This window comes from Paenibacillus sp. FSL R5-0713 (assembly GCF_037973325.1).
Taxonomy (GTDB): domain Bacteria; phylum Bacillota; class Bacilli; order Paenibacillales; family Paenibacillaceae; genus Paenibacillus.
Genome location: NZ_CP150229.1, coordinates 1 through 17,960, shown reverse-complemented (window position 1 = coordinate 17,960; position 17,960 = coordinate 1). Strand labels below are relative to the sequence as shown.

The following is a 17,960-nucleotide window of genomic DNA, read 5'->3' as shown; positions in this document are numbered from 1 at the left end:
GAGCTTTACTATATAAGGAACATCACAGCGTTAATTTTCATATCCAATCTTACACGCAGCAGCTCAATCGTCTTCAGCCAATGATTTAACTGTCGTTTGAGTAGCATCATTTCTAGGAACCATTAGTGTAAAGGATCCATCATGTACTGCTAAATGCACAGTATGTCCTTCCTTTGCAAATACTCGCAAGGTACTGGATTCATTGGATGTACCCTTGGCTTGCCTCTCTGTCCAACCCCAGCTTTTAATCTCGTCTAGATATACCTCAGGCAAGCTAGTGCTCTCACTAATACCAGACAGCGTATATCGAACATAGTCCATATCCGAATTGTTCTCGGACTGGTCAGATTTATTCGCTACTTTAGGCACCGGAAAACTCTTCTCGTTCACCGCACCTTCATATGAAGTCCATACAGATCCTGAAGCTTCACCGCATCCTGCCAGAACAACGGTCAAACAAAGCAACAGAATTGATTGTAGTCCAAGTCTCCGCCAACTTAACACACACACCCTCCTTTTCACAGCTGCACATTCCAGCTCTGTGGTCAGGTACTTTTAGCATATTTAACATAGTCCTATTATACTGGTTTTGCCGCTGTTATCCGTAACAAAAATGTTACCTTCATTTGACGATCATGTTAGAGCTTCCGCTCATCATCTCTAATCCTTATAAACAAATAAAAACCACCACCGAATAACATCGGCAGTGGTTCTTTGCTTGGCGGCGTCCTACTCTCCCAGGACCCTGCGGTCCAAGTACCATCGGCGCTAGAGGGCTTAACGGTCGTGTTCGGGATGGGTACGTGTGGAACCCCTCCGCCATCGCCACCAAACGCATAGCTTACATTTCAGAGATCGTTCTCTGAAAACTAGATTCGAAACGAAAGTATGCGAATTATCACTTGCATATTTGGATAAGCCCTCGACCGATTAGTACTGGTCAGCTCCATGCATTGCTGCACTTCCACCCCCAGCCTATCTACCTCGTCGTCTTCAAGGGGTCTTACATACTGGGAAATCTCATCTTGAGGGGGGCTTCACGCTTAGATGCTTTCAGCGTTTATCCCGTCCGTACATAGCTACCCAGCGGTGCTCCTGGCGGAACAACTGGTACACCAGCGGTACGTCCATCCCGGTCCTCTCGTACTAAGGACAGCTCCTCTCAAATTTCCTACGCCCACGACAGATAGGGACCGAACTGTCTCACGACGTTCTGAACCCAGCTCGCGTACCGCTTTAATGGGCGAACAGCCCAACCCTTGGGACCTACTTCAGCCCCAGGATGCGATGAGCCGACATCGAGGTGCCAAACCTCCCCGTCGATGTGGACTCTTGGGGGAGATAAGCCTGTTATCCCCAGGGTAGCTTTTATCCGTTGAGCGATGGCCCTTCCATGCGGTACCACCGGATCACTAAGCCCGACTTTCGTCCCTGCTCGACTTGTAGGTCTCGCAGTCAAGCTCCCTTATGCCTTTGCACTCTTCGAATGATTTCCAACCATTCTGAGGGAACCTTTGGGCGCCTCCGTTACTCTTTAGGAGGCGACCGCCCCAGTCAAACTGCCCACCTGACACTGTCCCCGCACCGGATTACGGTACCAGGTTAGAACCTAGATACGATCAGGGTGGTATCCCAACGTTGCCTCCATGGAAGCTTGCGCTCCCACTTCAAAGGCTCCCACCTATCCTGTACAGATCGTACCCAAATTCAATATCAAGCTGCAGTAAAGCTCCATGGGGTCTTTCCGTCTTGTCGCGGGTAACCTGCATCTTCACAGGTATTAAAATTTCACCGGATCTCTCGTTGAGACAGCGCCCAAGTCGTTACGCCATTCGTGCGGGTCAGAATTTACCTGACAAGGAATTTCGCTACCTTAGGACCGTTATAGTTACGGCCGCCGTTTACTGGGGCTTCGGTTCACAGCTTCGGATTGCTCCTAACCACTCCCCTTAACCTTCCAGCACCGGGCAGGCGTCAGCCCGTATACTTCGCCTTACGGCTTCGCACAGACCTGTGTTTTTGCTAAACAGTCGCTTGGGCCTTTTCACTGCGGCCCCCTCGTGCTATTCACACTACCGGGGCACCCCTTCTCCCGAAGTTACGGGGTCATTTTGCCGAGTTCCTTAACGAGAGTTCTTCCGCGCGCCTTAGAATACTCTTCTCGCCTACCTGTGTCGGTTTGCGGTACGGGCACCTTCACCTGGCTAGAGGCTTTTCTTGGCAGTGTGAGATCATGACCTTCGCTACTACAATTTTCGCTCCCCATCACAGCTCAGCCTTATGATGTGCGGATTTGCCTACACATCAGCCTCACTGCTTAGACGGACATCCATCAGTCCGCGTCACTACCCTACTGCGTCCCCCCATTGCTCATAACGGCTTACGGTGGTACAGGAATTTCGACCTGTTGTCCTTCGACTACGCCTTTCGGCCTCGCCTTAGGTCCCGACTTACCCTGAGCGGACGAGCCTTCCTCAGGAACCCTTAGGCTTTCGGCGGATCAGATTCTCACTGATCTTTTCGTTACTCATACCGGCATTCTCACTTGTATAATGTCCAGCGCTCCTTACGGTACACCTTCAACCCTTATACAACGCTCCCCTACCCCTGATGCAAGCATCAAGCCATAGCTTCGGTGGTGTGTTTAGCCCCGTTACATTTTCGGCGCAGAGTCACTCGACCAGTGAGCTATTACGCACTCTTTCAATGGTGGCTGCTTCTAAGCCAACATCCTGGTTGTCTGTGCAACTCCACATCCTTTCCCACTTAACACACACTTGGGGACCTTAGCTGATGGTCTGGGCTGTTTCCCTTTTGACAATGGATCTTAGCACTCACTGTCTGACTCCCGGAAGTAAGTCTATGGCATTCGGAGTTTGACTGAGCTTGGTAACCCTTGCGGGCCCCGCACCCAATCAGTGCTCTACCTCCACGACTCTGTTTTCCGAGGCTAGCCCTAAAGCTATTTCGGGGAGAACCAGCTATCTCCGAGTTCGATTGGAATTTCTCCGCTACCCCCACCTCATCCCCGCACTTTTCAACGTGCGTGGGTTCGGGCCTCCAGTGCGTGTTACCGCACCTTCACCCTGGACAGGGGTAGATCACCCGGTTTCGGGTCTACGTCCACGTACTATGTCGCCCTATTCAGACTCGCTTTCGCTGCGGCTCCGGCTCTTCACCTTAACCTTGCACGGGAACGTAACTCGCCGGTTCATTCTACAAAAGGCACGCCATCACCCCTAAAACGGGCTCTGACTTTTTGTAAGCACACGGTTTCAGGTTCTATTTCACTCCCCTTCCGGGGTGCTTTTCACCTTTCCCTCACGGTACTGCTTCACTATCGGTCGCTAGGAAGTATTTAGCCTTGGCAGATGGTCCTGCCGGATTCATACGGGGTTTCACGTGCCCCGCACTACTCGGGATCCGTCTCGGAGAGAATCAACTTTCAATTACAGGGCTTTTACCTTCTTTGGCGGGCCTTTCCAGACCTCTTCGTTTAACTGACTCCTTTGTAACTCCATGTGAGACGTCCCACAACCCCAAAGAGCAAGCTCTCTGGTTTGGGCTTCTCCGCGTTCGCTCGCCGCTACTGACGGAATCACTATTGTTTTCTCTTCCTCAGGGTACTTAGATGTTTCAGTTCCCCTGGTATGCCTCTGCATAACCTATGTATTCAGTTATGAGTAACTGGAAATTACCCCAGCTGGGTTTCCCCATTCGGACACCCCCGGATCAAAGCTTGCTTACAGCTCCCCGAGGCAGTTTCGTTGTTCGCCACGTCCTTCATCGGCTCCTAGCGCCTAGGCATCCTCCGTGTGCTCTTAGTAGCTTAACCATTGCGCTCGTGTTCGAGCTGTCGCTCCGCTTGGTTTGCTTGCGCAAATCCAAAAGTCGCTCCATTTCGATCACTCGCTCCAGCAATCTACCGTTTTTATTGAAACTTGTTATACACAAGTTCAGCTAAAAAGGAATGTTCTAATTCGCATTTACTTTCGTTTCGATATCTAGTTTTCAAAGAACAAGCTCCATGCAAAAGCAAGCTGTTTGAGAGTTTGAGCTCTCAAAACTGAGCAACGAGTGAGTAACTAGCCGACCTGGCTAGATTTTATATTTGAATGTTTCCACTCGGGAAACGATTCTCCATAGAAAGGAGGTGATCCAGCCGCACCTTCCGATACGGCTACCTTGTTACGACTTCACCCCAATCATCTATCCCACCTTCGGCGGCTGGCTCCTTGCGGTTACCCCACCGACTTCGGGTGTTATAAACTCTCGTGGTGTGACGGGCGGTGTGTACAAGACCCGGGAACGTATTCACCGCGGCATGCTGATCCGCGATTACTAGCAATTCCGACTTCATGCAGGCGAGTTGCAGCCTGCAATCCGAACTGAGACCGGCTTTTTAGGATTCGTTCCACCTCGCGGCTTCACAGCCCGTTGTACCGGCCATTGTAGTACGTGTGTAGCCCAGGTCATAAGGGGCATGATGATTTGACGTCATCCCCACCTTCCTCCGGTTTGTCACCGGCAGTCACCTTAGAGTGCCCATCCGAAATGCTGGCAACTAAGATCAAGGGTTGCGCTCGTTGCGGGACTTAACCCAACATCTCACGACACGAGCTGACGACAACCATGCACCACCTGTCTAGCATGTCCCGAAGGAAAGGACTATCTCTAGCCCGGTCATGCTGATGTCAAGACCTGGTAAGGTTCTTCGCGTTGCTTCGAATTAAACCACATACTCCACTGCTTGTGCGGGTCCCCGTCAATTCCTTTGAGTTTCAGTCTTGCGACCGTACTCCCCAGGCGGAGTGCTTAATGTGTTAACTTCGGCACCAAGGGTATCGAAACCCCTAACACCTAGCACTCATCGTTTACGGCGTGGACTACCAGGGTATCTAATCCTGTTTGCTCCCCACGCTTTCGCGCCTCAGCGTCAGTTACAGCCCAGAGAGTCGCCTTCGCCACTGGTGTTCCTCCACATATCTACGCATTTCACCGCTACACGTGGAATTCCACTCTCCTCTTCTGCACTCAAGTCACCCAGTTTCCAGTGCGATCCGGGGTTGAGCCCCGGGATTAAACACCAGACTTAAATGACCGCCTGCGCGCGCTTTACGCCCAATAATTCCGGACAACGCTTGCCCCCTACGTATTACCGCGGCTGCTGGCACGTAGTTAGCCGGGGCTTTCTTCTCAGGTACCGTCACCTTGAGAGCAGTTACTCTCCCAAGCGTTCTTCCCTGGCAACAGAGCTTTACGATCCGAAAACCTTCATCACTCACGCGGCATTGCTCCGTCAGGCTTTCGCCCATTGCGGAAGATTCCCTACTGCTGCCTCCCGTAGGAGTCTGGGCCGTGTCTCAGTCCCAGTGTGGCCGATCACCCTCTCAGGTCGGCTACGCATCGTCGCCTTGGTGAGCCGTTACCCCACCAACTAGCTAATGCGCCGCAGGCCCATCCCCAAGTGACAGATTGCTCCGTCTTTCCAGTTTCCTTCAGGCGAAGAAAACAACTATTCGGTATTAGCTACCGTTTCCGGTAGTTGTCCCAAACTTGAGGGCAGGTTGCCTACGTGTTACTCACCCGTCCGCCGCTAAGCATCAAAGAAGCAAGCTTCTTATCAACTCCGCTCGACTTGCATGTATTAGGCATGCCGCCAGCGTTCGTCCTGAGCCAGGATCAAACTCTCCAATAAAGTATTGAAAAGAGCGATAAGCTCATTTTGAATCTGACGAGATTAAAAATCTCAATTGTGCTCCAGTCGATCCAAGCCAAGGCTTGTTTCAACTTTCGCGTTCATTCTGCAAGCAGAATGTTTACTCACTCGTTGTTCAGTTTTCAAAGATCAAACTTGTTCCGTTACCGAATGTCGTTCTCTTCAGCAACTTTTATATCTTATCACATCCGAACCAACTTTGCAAGCTCTTTTTTTAAGTTTCTTTCGAAGCTTATTTGATTTGCTTGCCGCACCGTGTAAACCGTGTTTTCTTGGCCGGAATTAGAATATAACATGTACAGATTTTGATTGCAAGTCTTTTTTTGATTAAATTATACATCCTCCTAATAATCTTTTCTTGTATATCTACATTTATATATATCTCAAACGAAAAGGCCTCTCTATAAATGAAAGACCCTCTCCTCAAGTTGCCCTAATATCTATAGTTAACCGATAACCTCTTGGATGTGAAGCTGCCTTTGCTGCATTAGGTTAATGATCGTTCCTTCTACTGACACCATAGGCCGTGTAGGATGATCTCGATCAGAGAATACGATCTCTCCAATCTGGTTATTGCTGAGTTTTACTCGGATGCCATTATGGATCTGGGTTGATCGTTGAACAAATACACGTACAATTGCAGGATCCAATTTTCCAAATGCCTCACTCTGGATTTGTTCTAGAACTAGATACGGTGATTGTGCCTTACGGTAAATCTTCTCCAGCGTCATGGCGTGGAAAATATCAGCGATAGCTACGATTTTAGCGTAAATATGAATCTGCGTCCCACTAAGCTGCAACGGATAACCTGATCCGTCAACTTTTTCATGATGCTGCAAAGCAGCAAGTCTGGCGCCCTCATTAATAGCCTTTGCCTGTTTAAGAATCTGGTAACCATATTTGGTGTGCTGCCGGATCTCATTCTGCTCTGTAACGGTTAACGTAGAAGGCTTATGGAGAATTTGCGGATCTACTTTGTTATTACCAATATCATGGAACAAGCCTGCAAACGCAACTTGCATCCAATCCTTGGAGGGAAGATCTATCCACTGGGCCAGTTGGTAGGATGTGATTGCACTCAGTACAGCATGGTGATACACATAATCATGTTCTTGCATTACTCGTGGACTGAAGGTAAGCACATTATATTGTTTGAGATGTGCAAACACAGCCTCTAACTGTGTACGCAGCTCATATACAGGCAATTCAGCCGCCAGAGAGGACAAGAACGCATTTTTGGTCAGTCCTACCATCTTTTCATACTCATCCTGTAGAGACGTTGTTACAGGGGCTGTGCTGACATTCCCTGTCTTCGCTGTCCGTTCACCATTCTTCTCGTTTGCTGTACTTCCTGCAGACGCAGATGCACCCTTGGTTCCTGTATTACTTGATCCCATTCTCTCGTGCTCAATATCCACCTGGTGAATCATAAAGGCTTTGAGCACTTCCATATCCTTGGGTAAAATGACTTTGCCCTTCTGAAGCAAAACGTTGCCACGAAGCGTTTGCACATCACTCCCAAGTTTGAGTCCTGATTTGACTTCTGACAGGGTGATAAGTCCCATGTATATTCCCCTCACTCATCGTTCTTCTATGTTAATAACAAACAAGACCATAGTCCCGGTTTTTCATGATATTTCCCATTATATTACTCAGAAATGAGGCTGTACATCCTAGATTCGAAAGAATAGAAGAAGAGATCCCTTTATACAACAAAAGGGCTCCCAGTGGGAGCCCTCGCAATCTTTTTCCAATCTCCAAGAGATCGGTTTATAACATTCTAGGTTTATGCTTCCGAACCGGAATCGTCGTCCTCAACTTCAGCATCTGCATCCGCGTCAGAAAGGGTTCCTTCTTCCAGGCTTACTGCCGGAGCTTGGGTTTCCCCGCCTTCCATGCCTTCAAGTGACTCATCGTCTGGTTCTTCTTCATTTTTGTCAATCCGGCTGACTGTAGCTACTGAATCTTCGTCACGAATATGAATCAGCTTCACACCCTGCGTGTATCGACCCATCGTGGATATGCCTTCCATGCTCATCCGGATCAACGTACCGCTAGACGTAATAATCATCAGATCCTCTTCGGTTTTAACCATCTTGAGGCTGACTACTGCGCCGTTCTTCTCTGTGACATTAATCGTCTTAATTCCTTTACCGCCACGAGTCTGCATTCGATAGTCACTCACAGGTGTACGTTTACCGTATCCTTTGGCTGTAACGATCAGAACATCGAGATCTTTATCGACTACATCCATGCCGATAACGGCATCCTGTTCATCCAATGTGATCCCTTTAACCCCGGTTGCACTACGTCCCATGGAACGTACATTACTTTCGGAGAATCGAATAGACATTCCGTGAGCTGTACCCATAATGATCTCTTGCTGTCCATCGGTCAGCTTAACATCAATTAGAATGTCATCATCACGCAAGGAAATACCGATCAAGCCGCCTTTGCGGATATTGGTGTAATCCTCAAGTGGCGTTTTCTTCACGACCCCTTGACGGGTAGCAAAGAACAAGAATCTGTCACTTTCAAATTCTTGAACCGGAATCACGGCATTAACCGATTCACCCTGCTCAATCTGGATCAGGTTGATAATCGGTGTTCCCCGTGCGGTACGTCCAAGCTCTGGAATCTCGTACGCTTTGAGACGATACACCTTACCTTTGTCGGTGAAGAACATGAGGTAGTTGTGAGAGTTGGTTACGAACAGATGCTCAACAAAGTCAGTATCTTTCGTATCCATACCCACAACCCCACGTCCACCACGTTTCTGGCTGCGGTATGTGGATACCGGCAGACGTTTCACGTAGCCTGTATGGGTAATCGTAATGATAACCTCTTCGCGCGGAATCAGGTCCTCATCCAGAATACTCTCTTCACCTACAGTGATCTCTGTACGACGATCATCACTAAAGCGGTCGCGAATCTCTTGCAGCTCTGTGCTGATAATTTCAAGCACCAAATGTTCATTGGCCAGAATTTCGCGATACTCTCTAATTTTGACCATCAGTTCGTTGTATTCATTCTCAATACGTTCGCGTTCCAGACCTGTGAGGCGTTGCAAACGCATATCGAGAATCGCTTGAGCCTGATCATGACTGAGTGAAAAACGCTCAATCAAACCTTCTCTGGCTGCATCTGCATTACTGGAAGAACGAATCAATGTAATAATCTCGTCGATATGATCCAACGCTATGCGCAAGCCTTCTAGAATATGTGCACGAGCTTCAGCCTTCTTCAGTTCAAACTGCGTACGTCTGCGAATAACCTCAATCTGATGCTGCAGGTAGTGATACAACACTTCACGCAGGTTCAGGATTTTAGGTTCTTTATTCACAATCGCAAGCATGTTAATTCCGAAAGTGGATTGCATCGATGTGTGTTTGTATAGGTTGTTCAGAACAACACCCGGATTCACGTCTCTGCGAAGCTCAATTACAATCCGCATACCATTACGGTCAGACTCATCACGAAGGTCGGTAATGCCATCAATCTTTTTATCACGTACCAACTCGGCGATTTTCTCAACGAGTCTCGCCTTGTTCACCTGATAAGGCAGCTCTGTAACGATAATTCGCGCTTTGTTGTTATTCTCTTCGATGTTGGTTTTGGCCCGCATCGTTACTGAGCCACGTCCGGTCTGATACGCCTGGCGAATGCCTGAGCGGCCCAAAATGTAGCCGGATGTAGGGAAGTCTGGTCCTTGAATGTAATCCATGAGTTCCATGGATGTAATGTCCGGATTTTGAATCATGGCCTGTACACCATCAATGACCTCACCCAGATTATGAGGAGGAATATTGGTGGCCATACCTACCGCGATCCCGCCAACCCCATTGACAAGCAAGTTAGGAAAACGAGCAGGCAAAACGATTGGCTCATGTTCTTCACCGTCATAGTTCGCCTGGAAATCAATCGTATCCTTGTTGATATCTCTAAGCATTTCCATAGCAATCTTGGACAAGCGAGCTTCCGTATAACGCATCGCTGCTGCCATGTCGCCATCGACCGATCCAAAGTTACCATGTCCATCTACATGCATATAGCGCAGGGAGAAATCCTGTGCCATCCGTACCATCGTCTCGTATACAGCAGAGTCACCGTGTGGGTGATACTTACCGATAACTTCGCCGACGATTCTGGCTGATTTTTTATGTGGTTTATCGGGGGTCATGCCGAGCTCTGACATTGCGTACAGAATACGCCGGTGAACCGGCTTCAATCCATCACGTACGTCAGGTAAGGCACGGCTAACAATGATGCTCATCGCATAATCCATAAACGATTCACGCATCTCCACGCCTATATCCCGATCTGTAATCTGAGAGTTCATTTCTTCCGCCATGCTGGACCTCCTTCTTGTCCTTCAACAAACGTTCCATTCCGTCATGCAAGAAAATTGATTATATGTGAAAAGCCTAACAAGGCTAAAACCGCGCAAGAACGCTACTCTTTATTATATTACTTTCACAAAAGTTACACAATTAAACGTCCGCTGGGCAATAGCCTTTCTTCCGGGAACTTCTGCGTCTCTGGGGATACGCCCTGCCTTCCTCCTCAATTGCACATACAATGCTAGAAATACGGCATATGTACTGTGCCCATCGAGGCTAAAGCCATTCCCGTCCTACGATCAAACTGCAGATTGTGCAGCTCATCGCACAAAACGCCATATTTCTCTATTATACCACTGAAATCGTCTCTTGTCCTTTGATTTCTCCGTGTCTTTCCCTCTTTGGAAATGAACAAAACATGAAAGGACTGATGGATCTTGGGTATCCAACGCGTCTCCAGCAAATGGGCCAAAACAGCTGTGTTACAACGCAGTCGCATAGTGAATGAATATATCCCAGTCACCCGAAAATATAGCCGTCAAACTTTGGAACGAATGACTGAATTATTCGAGTCCAACTATATCAAACCGGACCGTGGTACTTACGGTAATGGGGTCATGCGGGTGAAAACAACCCGTTTATACGAACCAGTTGTTAATTCCGACGATTACGCCACAGAAGCAGATGTTCCTGAAGAAACCAATGATCGGAACCCACCTGTGGATGAACTCGAAGCAAGTGCTGTTACCTCCAGAGCTACCCAGCTCATAACAACATATCATCTCCAATACGGTACAGAGGAGAGATCCTTTCATTCCCTGGATGAACTCGAACGAGCACTGAATGATCGCATTCAGGAACGGGATTATATCATTCAACAGGGAATCTCCTTGATGAAGCATGGAGATTTGCCTTTTGACTTGCGTGTGTTGACTCAAAAAAATCTGCAACATAACTGGGAAACAACAGGTATTCTGGGACGTGTTGCTGCACCGGGCAAAATTATCACGAACATTCATGGTGGTGGACAATTGGCCACGTTTGAAGAACTCGTACTGCCCCATCTTCAACAGGATAGATTCAAAAAACTCCGCAATGAGCTATACCGTCTAGGTATCCATACCGCTGTGCAATTGCAGACATCATTTCCAAGGCTCAAAGAGATTGGTATTGATATTGCACTAGACGAAGAAGGACGTCCCTGGATTCTTGAAGTCAACACATTGCCGGGCATTTATGCTTTTGGTTTACTCCCGGACAAGGGGGCATACCGGAAGATCAAACGCTATGCAATTGCGTACGGCCGTTTGCCAGCCAAAAAGAGTAAGACTTCTCGTCCATCCCCCAAAGCACAGGCCTCGTCTGCCAAAAAACGTGTACGTCGCTAACCACAGGTTACGGAAGTCCTCTGCCTCCTATTCCGTGATTCAAATAATATAAAAAGGCGCCCTCACAGGCGCCTCTTCGAATATCGTTAAATGTCGAGGTTTTTCACGTATTTCGCATTTTCCTGGATAAAGTCACGACGTGGTTCAACGTTATCCCCCATCAGGGTATCAAACATCGCATCAGCAAGTATGGCATCATTGATCGATACTTGCATCATAGTCCGGCTCTCCGGATCCATCGTCGTTTCCCACAATTGTCCGGCATTCATCTCGCCAAGACCTTTGTAACGCTGAACGTTAAATTTCGCATTTTCTCCGAACGTGGCAATAATTTCATCGCGCTCTTGCTCGGAACCGGCATAACGAATCACTTTGTTACGCTCAATCTTGAACAATGGCGGTTGTGCAATATATACGTAACCTGCCTCAATGATTTTACGCATGTACCGATACAGGAATGTCAGCAACAGTGTTCGGATATGAGCACCATCGACATCGGCATCCGTCATCAAAATGATTTTGTGATATCGGGCTTTGGCAATATCGAAGTCATCACCAATACCTGTACCCATCGCCGTAATAATAGCCCTGATCTCCGCATTACCCAAGATCCGGTCGAGACGAGCTTTTTCCACGTTCAGAATCTTACCACGCAGCGGCAAAATCGCTTGGAAATGACGATCACGTCCTTGCTTCGCTGATCCGCCGGCAGAGTCACCTTCGACGATGTACAATTCGCTGATTGAAGCATCCTTGGATGAACAGTCTGCCAATTTACCCGGAAGTGAGCTTACTTCAAGTGCACCTTTACGACGTGTCAGCTCCCGGGCTTTACGGGCTGCTTCACGCGCACGGGCTGCTTGCAGTCCTTTTTCCAAAATGCGGCGGGATACGGAAGGATTCTCTTCCAGGAACTCCTGCAGTTTCTCGGCAAACAAGGATTCGACAATCCCACGAACTTCGCTGTTACCCAGCTTGGTCTTTGTCTGTCCTTCAAATTGCGGTTCCGGAATCTTGACCGAAATAATAGCGGTCAAGCCTTCACGCACATCGTCCCCAGAAAGATTACCCGTACTGTCTTTGATTACCCCCGCTTTACGGGCGTAGTCATTGATAATCCGTGTAAGGGCACTCTTGAAACCTGATTCATGGGTTCCGCCCTCATGCGTGTTGATATTGTTGGCGAAGGAATAGATATTCTCGGTGTAGTTGTCATTGTATTGCAGGGCAACTTCCACCTGGATATTATCTCTGGAACCTTCAACGTAGATTGGAGTTTCATGCAGTACTTCTCGCTTCTGGTTGAGGAAGGAGACGTATTCGATAATGCCGCCTTCGTACAGGAACGAGTTGGTTGCACCTGTACGCTCATCCGTCAGTGTAAGACCAATTCCCTTGTTCAGGAATGCCAGCTCACGAATACGGGCAAGCAAGATGTCATAATCATAAACTCTCGTTTCCGTGAAAATTTCAGGGTCTGGGTGGAATCTAACCGTTGTTCCCGTTTCTTCCGTTGTTCCAATTACTTTCAGGTCATATTGTGGAGCTCCACGACGGTACTCCTGTTGATAGACATGCCCGTCAACCTTAACTGTGACAACAACTTTTTCGGATAGTGCATTAACTACGGATACACCTACACCGTGCAAACCACCGGATACTTTGTACCCGCCGCCACCAAATTTACCTCCTGCATGGAGGACGGTCATAACGACCTCAAGCGCAGGACGTTTCATTTTGGCATGTTCACCGACAGGAATCCCACGTCCGTTATCGACAACAGTGACACTGTTGTCTTCATGGATAGTAACCTCGATATGGTCACAGTAACCTGCGAGCGCTTCATCGATACTGTTGTCCACTACTTCCCAGACCAGATGATGCAGACCTTTGGAACTGGTGGAACCGATATACATCCCCGGACGTTTCCGTACGGCTTCCAGTCCTTCAAGAACCTGAATTTCATCTGCACCATATGACGGTTGATTCATAGACATGCTTTCACCTACTTCTATAGATTCAATATCGTAAATATGCGTTAACTAATAATGTTTGCTGAAATGGGCAACGTCCTTCATTTCAGCGCCAGTTGTCCACATAAAGACAAGCAGCAAAATACACCCTTATGCCAATGAACTACTAGAGATCAGGAAAAATGTGAGCTCTCTTTTTCAACGTGGCTGAGGAAATTGGCGAGTAGTACACAATGTTTTTGGTCACCACAATGGACTTGGCTTCCTCCTCACCGATGTGTTCCACGGTTTTTTCCTGCTCGGCATGCGTGACATATTGCTTGGAGATCTTTGAGGATTTTTCAATCGATATATCAAAAATAGCGACCAATTCGGAAGAACGGATGATCTTCTCACCGCCCAGATGAATGTACATAAGCCCTCACTCCTTAGCGTTCAACCTGTCCGGCATGAACGTGATAAATACTGGCATCTTTGAGCTTGTCAACGTTCAGGCTCTCGATCCCCGTAGCTGTAATAAAGGTTTGCACCTTGCTCTGGAACGTTTCGATCAGCTGCGTCTGGCGAAAAGGGTCCAGTTCTGACAGAACATCATCCAGCAGCAGGACCGGATATTCTCCGATTTCTTCGTGAATCAGTTCGATTTCCGCAAGTTTAAGGGACAACGCCGTTGTGCGCTGCTGCCCCTGCGAGCCATATGTTTGTACTTCCCGATCGTTAATGAAAAAGGACAGGTCATCCCGATGCGGCCCACTAAGGGTTGTGCCTCGGCGAATCTCCTGCTCTTTCATTTGTGATAATTTTATCATAAATTGGTCCATTAAGACAGCTTCATCTTCCTCAGCGGCTTCGCTGAAGGACGGAAGGTAGGCTAGGCGCAAGACTTCCCCGCCTCCGGTGATCCCCTGATGAATCGTTTCTGCCCACTTTTGCAATTTCTTTATGAATTGTTTCCTTTTTTTGACGATCTTAACACCATGCTCGACCAGTTGTTCGTTCCATACCTCAAGCATGGTCTGGGCTGATGCCCCTTGTCCCCAAAGCTGCTTAAGCAAATTGTTTCGTTGGACGAGCACTTTTTGGTATTGCTGCAGGTGATACAGGTAACCTGGTGCGACCTGTCCGATCTCCATGTCAAGAAACCGGCGGCGGACCCCCGGTGTGCCTTTTACAATCTCCAGATCCTCCGGAGCAAACATCACGACATTGAGTGCTCCGACAAAATCACTTAGCTTGCGCTGCTCCAGGCCGTTAATCTTTGCTTTTTTGCCTTGTTGCGACAAAGATAACTCAAGTTTGACCGATCCGTACTTTTTGTCGACCTCTGCTGCAAGTCTGGCACGTTCCTCACCGAAACGAATCAGCTCCTTGTCACGGGATGTACGGTGGCTCTTGGTGAGTGCAAGTACAAAAATTGCCTCTGCAAGATTGGTCTTGCCCTGGGCATTCTGCCCGATCAACAAGTTTACGGGACCAAAAGAGTCCAGTCTCAGATGTTCATAATTGCGGAAATTCTGCAGATCAATGCTGTTCACAAACACGCGGTAACCTCCCTTTTATCCCGTCCGTCAGGAGGCAGCAGGATCGAACTGGTCTTCTTATTCTGCGGCAACTTCGAATGTGCCTTCTCCGTCCACTTCAACGATATCCCCAGGGTATAACTTACGTCCCCGGCGTTCCTCGGGCTCTTTATTCACACGTACAAGTCCTTCCTGAAGCAAAGCTTTGGCCATACCCCCAGTTGGGATGCAGTCAGCCAGTTTCAAAAATTGATCAAGCTTAATATATTCCGTTCGAATCGTAACTTGGTTCACTCTGATCTTCCTTTCTTTAGTTGGTCGTCCGATATGGCAATATCACGTAAAGGCTGTGACTGTCATCCAGCGGTTTCAAGATGATAGGACTCATGACTCCTGTAAAAGCGATCATCAGCTGCTCACTTTCAACGACTTTCAGCACATCCAGCATGTATTTGGAGTTGAACGAGATTTTTAACGGATCTCCTGTAAATTCGGCAGGTTCGATTTCTTCTCTTACTTTACCTAGCTCGGAAGAGCTTGAAGAAATTTCAACAGATCCTGAATCCATTGTTTGCATACGCACAATGTTTGTTTTCTCTTCACGCGACAGCAAATAAGCCCGGTCAATGGATTCACTTAATTTTTTTGTATCTAAAACAAGTTCTGTTTTGTATGACGTTGGAATAATTCTAGAAGTATCGGGATATGTCCCGTCCAGAATACGGGAGTAGAACAATACACGGTCGATTTTGAACAGAACCTGATTGTCTGCAACAACGATATCCACAAGCGTATTTTGATCCGGAACAATTTTGCTGAGCTCGTTCAGCGTTTTACCGGAAATGACCACGTTGTTGAAGCGGATACCTTCTGCATTATCCAGCATTGCTGAACGAGTAGCAAGACGGTGGCGGTCCGTTGCCACAAATTTCAATTCGTTGTCACCCAAACTCCAGAGTACACCCGTCAGGATTGGAGTTGTCTCATGTGTGGAAATGGAGAAGACGGTTTGTTTGATCATATTTTTCAGCAAATCGCCTGGAATGGAAACCGTTTGGTTTTCCTCGATGCTTGGCAGTACCGGGAATTCTTCCGGATCAAGACCTACCAGTTGAATCTCGGTAGCACCTGCGGAGATAAAGGTGTTGAAGTTGTCTTTGACTTCCATATGGACTTCTTGGGATGGCAGCTTCTTGATGATCTCCACGAAAAACTTGGCTGGCAGAACTACACTGCCCGGTTGATCTACCTGAACTACGCTTTTATCTCCGTCTTCAAGCGGGATGAAGGATTGAATGGATATATCGGTGTCGCTTGCTGTCAACGTTACACCTTGATGATTCACGTCGAATTTGATACCGCTCAGAATCGGAATCGTTGTACGACTTGAGATCGCTTTGGATACTTGCTGTATGGAATCGTTTAAGTAGTTTTTCATTATGCTGATTTTCATGGTTTCACTCCTAGCTGATTTTTTGGGTGTTGGGGTGTTAAAAGGTGTTTTTCAAAGGCCGAAGGCTAAGCTCCGAAATGGCTATTTTGGAGATGATATCTTTAAGATCTTTTTAGTAATAATAGTAATAGGGGCACTGAATATGTGGATAAGTGGGTATAAACCCGTACACCCAAGCCTATCCACATGTGTATACGTTGTGCATAGGCTTGGGACTTGTTCAGGTTGGATTCTTGATTTTTTCGGTTAAGTTGTTGATAACTTTATAGAGATCCTGATCGTTTTTAATCGCTTGGGAGATTTTTTCGTGAGCATGTATGACAGTGGTATGATCTCGTCCTCCGAATGCTTCCCCGATTTTGGGCAGAGAAAAATCTGTCAGTTCACGAGAGAGATACATGGCAATCTGTCTTGGGAAAGCAACTGCCTTGGTCCGTTTCCGTGCTTTGAAATCTTCAAGCTTAAGGCTATAGTACTCGCCGACCTTTTGTTGGATGTCATGAATAGTGATCATTTTGGGGCGACTGGAAGGAATAATATCCTTCAGTGCTTCAGCTGCCAGATGAGTGGTTACATCTTGATTAGTCAGTGAAGAATAAGCAACGACCCGAATCAGGGCGCCTTCCAGTTCACGGATATTGGTGTCAATCTGGTTGGCGATGTACATCATCGCTTCATTCGGAATATCCAAGTTTTCCGCACGTGCCTTTTTACGCAAGATTGCGATCCTTGTCTCCAAATCTGGAGGCTGGATATCCGTAATTAACCCCCATTCAAATCGAGAACGAAGTCGTTCTTCCAGTGTCGGAATTTCCTTTGGTGGTCTGTCGCTGGAGATGATGATCTGCTTCCGTTCCTCATGCAGCGCATTAAACGTATGGAAAAATTCCTCTTGTGTTGATTCTTTTCCCGCCAAGAACTGAATATCATCAATGAGCAAAATGTCGACGCTCCGGTATTTGTTACGGAAGCTCTCCCCGCGGTTGTCACGGATCGAGTTAATGAATTCGTTCGTGAATTTCTCAGACGACAAATAAACAACTTTGCTGCCTGGATCATGCTCCAGAATGTAATGTCCGATCGCATGCATCAAGTGTGTTTTACCGAGACCTACTCCTCCATACAGAAAAAGAGGGTTGTAAGCTTTGGCGGGCGCTTCAGCGACCGCCAGCGATGCGGCATGGGCAAAACGGTTGCCTGGCCCGATGACAAATGTATCGAACGTATATTTCGGATTCAGCATGCTGAGTACCGCTTCTTCCTGTACAACGGTAGGCGTTGGTGCCGGCAGTTGCGGGTCCGGTTCAGCAGGCTTGTTCTCTTCAATGACAAATTTCACATCGACTTGCTTGCCAAGCAGCTCGTATACCGTCGATCCGACCAATTTGGTGTAACGGCTCTCCAGCCATTCGACGGCAAACGTAGTTGGGGCGGAAATGACGATGGAGCGGTCATTCAGTTTGGTAGCCTTGGTTGCTTTGAACCAGGTATCAAAACTGGGTTTGCTGAGTTTGTTTTGTATGATTGATAAAATTTGCTGCCATAAATCAGAAGTATGGCTGTCCAC

General features: G+C 47.7%; 10 protein-coding genes and 3 rRNA genes. 1 reads left to right on the top strand and 12 read right to left on the bottom strand.

Annotation, left to right across the window (positions count from 1 at the left end; all coding sequences use genetic code 11):
- Positions 1-63: 63 nt before the first annotated feature.
- The 6 genes from MKZ12_RS00065 to gyrA form a co-directional block, all read right to left on the bottom strand.
- Positions 64-504, bottom strand: coding sequence for a hypothetical protein (locus tag MKZ12_RS00065; protein ID WP_253428854.1), 441 nt, complete (start codon positions 502-504; stop codon positions 64-66).
- Positions 505-716: 212 nt separating this feature from the next.
- A 5S ribosomal RNA gene (rrf, locus tag MKZ12_RS00060) occupies positions 717-833 on the bottom strand.
- 77 nt (positions 834-910) lie between these two features.
- Positions 911-3,835, bottom strand: a 23S ribosomal RNA gene (locus MKZ12_RS00055).
- A 311-nt stretch (positions 3,836-4,146) separates the two neighbouring features.
- Positions 4,147-5,698 (bottom strand): 16S ribosomal RNA (locus MKZ12_RS00050).
- The 16S, 23S and 5S rRNA genes sit together here, the layout of an rRNA operon.
- A gap of 467 nt (positions 5,699-6,165) precedes the next feature.
- Positions 6,166-7,284 carry an HD-GYP domain-containing protein gene (locus MKZ12_RS00045; protein ID WP_339258153.1) on the bottom strand — a complete coding sequence of 373 codons (1,119 nt, stop codon included), beginning with the start codon at positions 7,282-7,284 and terminating at the stop codon, positions 6,166-6,168.
- Positions 7,285-7,505: 221 nt separating this feature from the next.
- The gene (gene gyrA, locus MKZ12_RS00040; RefSeq protein WP_339238911.1) at positions 7,506-10,070 is read right to left on the bottom strand and encodes a DNA gyrase subunit A; all 2,565 of its coding nucleotides are present in this window, start codon (positions 10,068-10,070) and stop codon (positions 7,506-7,508) included.
- A 426-nt stretch (positions 10,071-10,496) separates the two neighbouring features.
- On the opposite strand from gyrA, the gene MKZ12_RS00035 reads away from it, so the two are divergent.
- A complete protein-coding gene (locus tag MKZ12_RS00035) occupies positions 10,497-11,447 on the top strand; it encodes a YheC/YheD family protein (protein ID WP_339258151.1) in 951 nt (316 codons plus the stop codon).
- 86 nt (positions 11,448-11,533) lie between these two features.
- Here the strand turns inward: MKZ12_RS00035 and gyrB are convergent, their stop codons facing one another.
- The 6 genes from gyrB to dnaA all read right to left on the bottom strand — a co-directional run bounded on the left by gyrB (position 11,534) and on the right by dnaA (position 17,960).
- Positions 11,534-13,444, bottom strand: coding sequence for a DNA topoisomerase (ATP-hydrolyzing) subunit B (gyrB, locus tag MKZ12_RS00030; protein WP_339238908.1), 1,911 nt, complete (start codon positions 13,442-13,444; stop codon positions 11,534-11,536).
- A gap of 142 nt (positions 13,445-13,586) precedes the next feature.
- Positions 13,587-13,835 carry an extracellular matrix/biofilm biosynthesis regulator RemA family protein gene (locus MKZ12_RS00025; protein ID WP_017691405.1) on the bottom strand — a complete coding sequence of 83 codons (249 nt, stop codon included), beginning with the start codon at positions 13,833-13,835 and terminating at the stop codon, positions 13,587-13,589.
- A gap of 13 nt (positions 13,836-13,848) precedes the next feature.
- On the bottom strand, positions 13,849-14,961 hold the full coding sequence (gene recF, locus MKZ12_RS00020; RefSeq protein ID WP_076216624.1) for a DNA replication/repair protein RecF: 1,113 nt from the start codon (positions 14,959-14,961) through the stop codon (positions 13,849-13,851).
- A gap of 57 nt (positions 14,962-15,018) precedes the next feature.
- Positions 15,019-15,234, bottom strand: a complete 216-nt coding sequence (yaaA, locus tag MKZ12_RS00015) for a S4 domain-containing protein YaaA (RefSeq protein WP_036611994.1) — start codon at positions 15,232-15,234, stop codon at positions 15,019-15,021.
- Between the two features lie 16 nt (positions 15,235-15,250).
- Positions 15,251-16,393 carry a DNA polymerase III subunit beta gene (dnaN, locus tag MKZ12_RS00010; RefSeq protein ID WP_339258149.1) on the bottom strand — a complete coding sequence of 381 codons (1,143 nt, stop codon included), beginning with the start codon at positions 16,391-16,393 and terminating at the stop codon, positions 15,251-15,253.
- Positions 16,394-16,613: 220 nt separating this feature from the next.
- Positions 16,614-17,960 (bottom strand): chromosomal replication initiator protein DnaA, encoded by a 1,347-nt coding sequence (dnaA, locus tag MKZ12_RS00005; protein WP_339238906.1) that lies wholly within the window; start codon positions 17,958-17,960, stop codon positions 16,614-16,616.

Bases quoted from the DNA above. Each gene is read 5' to 3' on its own strand.
- dnaN (WP_339258149.1), bottom strand. From the start codon at position 16,393: ATGAAAATCAGCATAATGAAAAACTACTTAAACGATTCCATACAGCAA.
- gyrB (WP_339238908.1), bottom strand. From the start codon at position 13,444: ATGTCTATGAATCAACCGTCATATGGTGCAGATGAAATTCAGGTTCTT.
- gyrA (WP_339238911.1), bottom strand. From the start codon at position 10,070: ATGGCGGAAGAAATGAACTCTCAGATTACAGATCGGGATATAGGCGTG.
- MKZ12_RS00045 (WP_339258153.1), bottom strand. From the start codon at position 7,284: ATGGGACTTATCACCCTGTCAGAAGTCAAATCAGGACTCAAACTTGGG.
- MKZ12_RS00025 (WP_017691405.1), bottom strand. From the start codon at position 13,835: ATGTACATTCATCTGGGCGGTGAGAAGATCATCCGTTCTTCCGAATTG.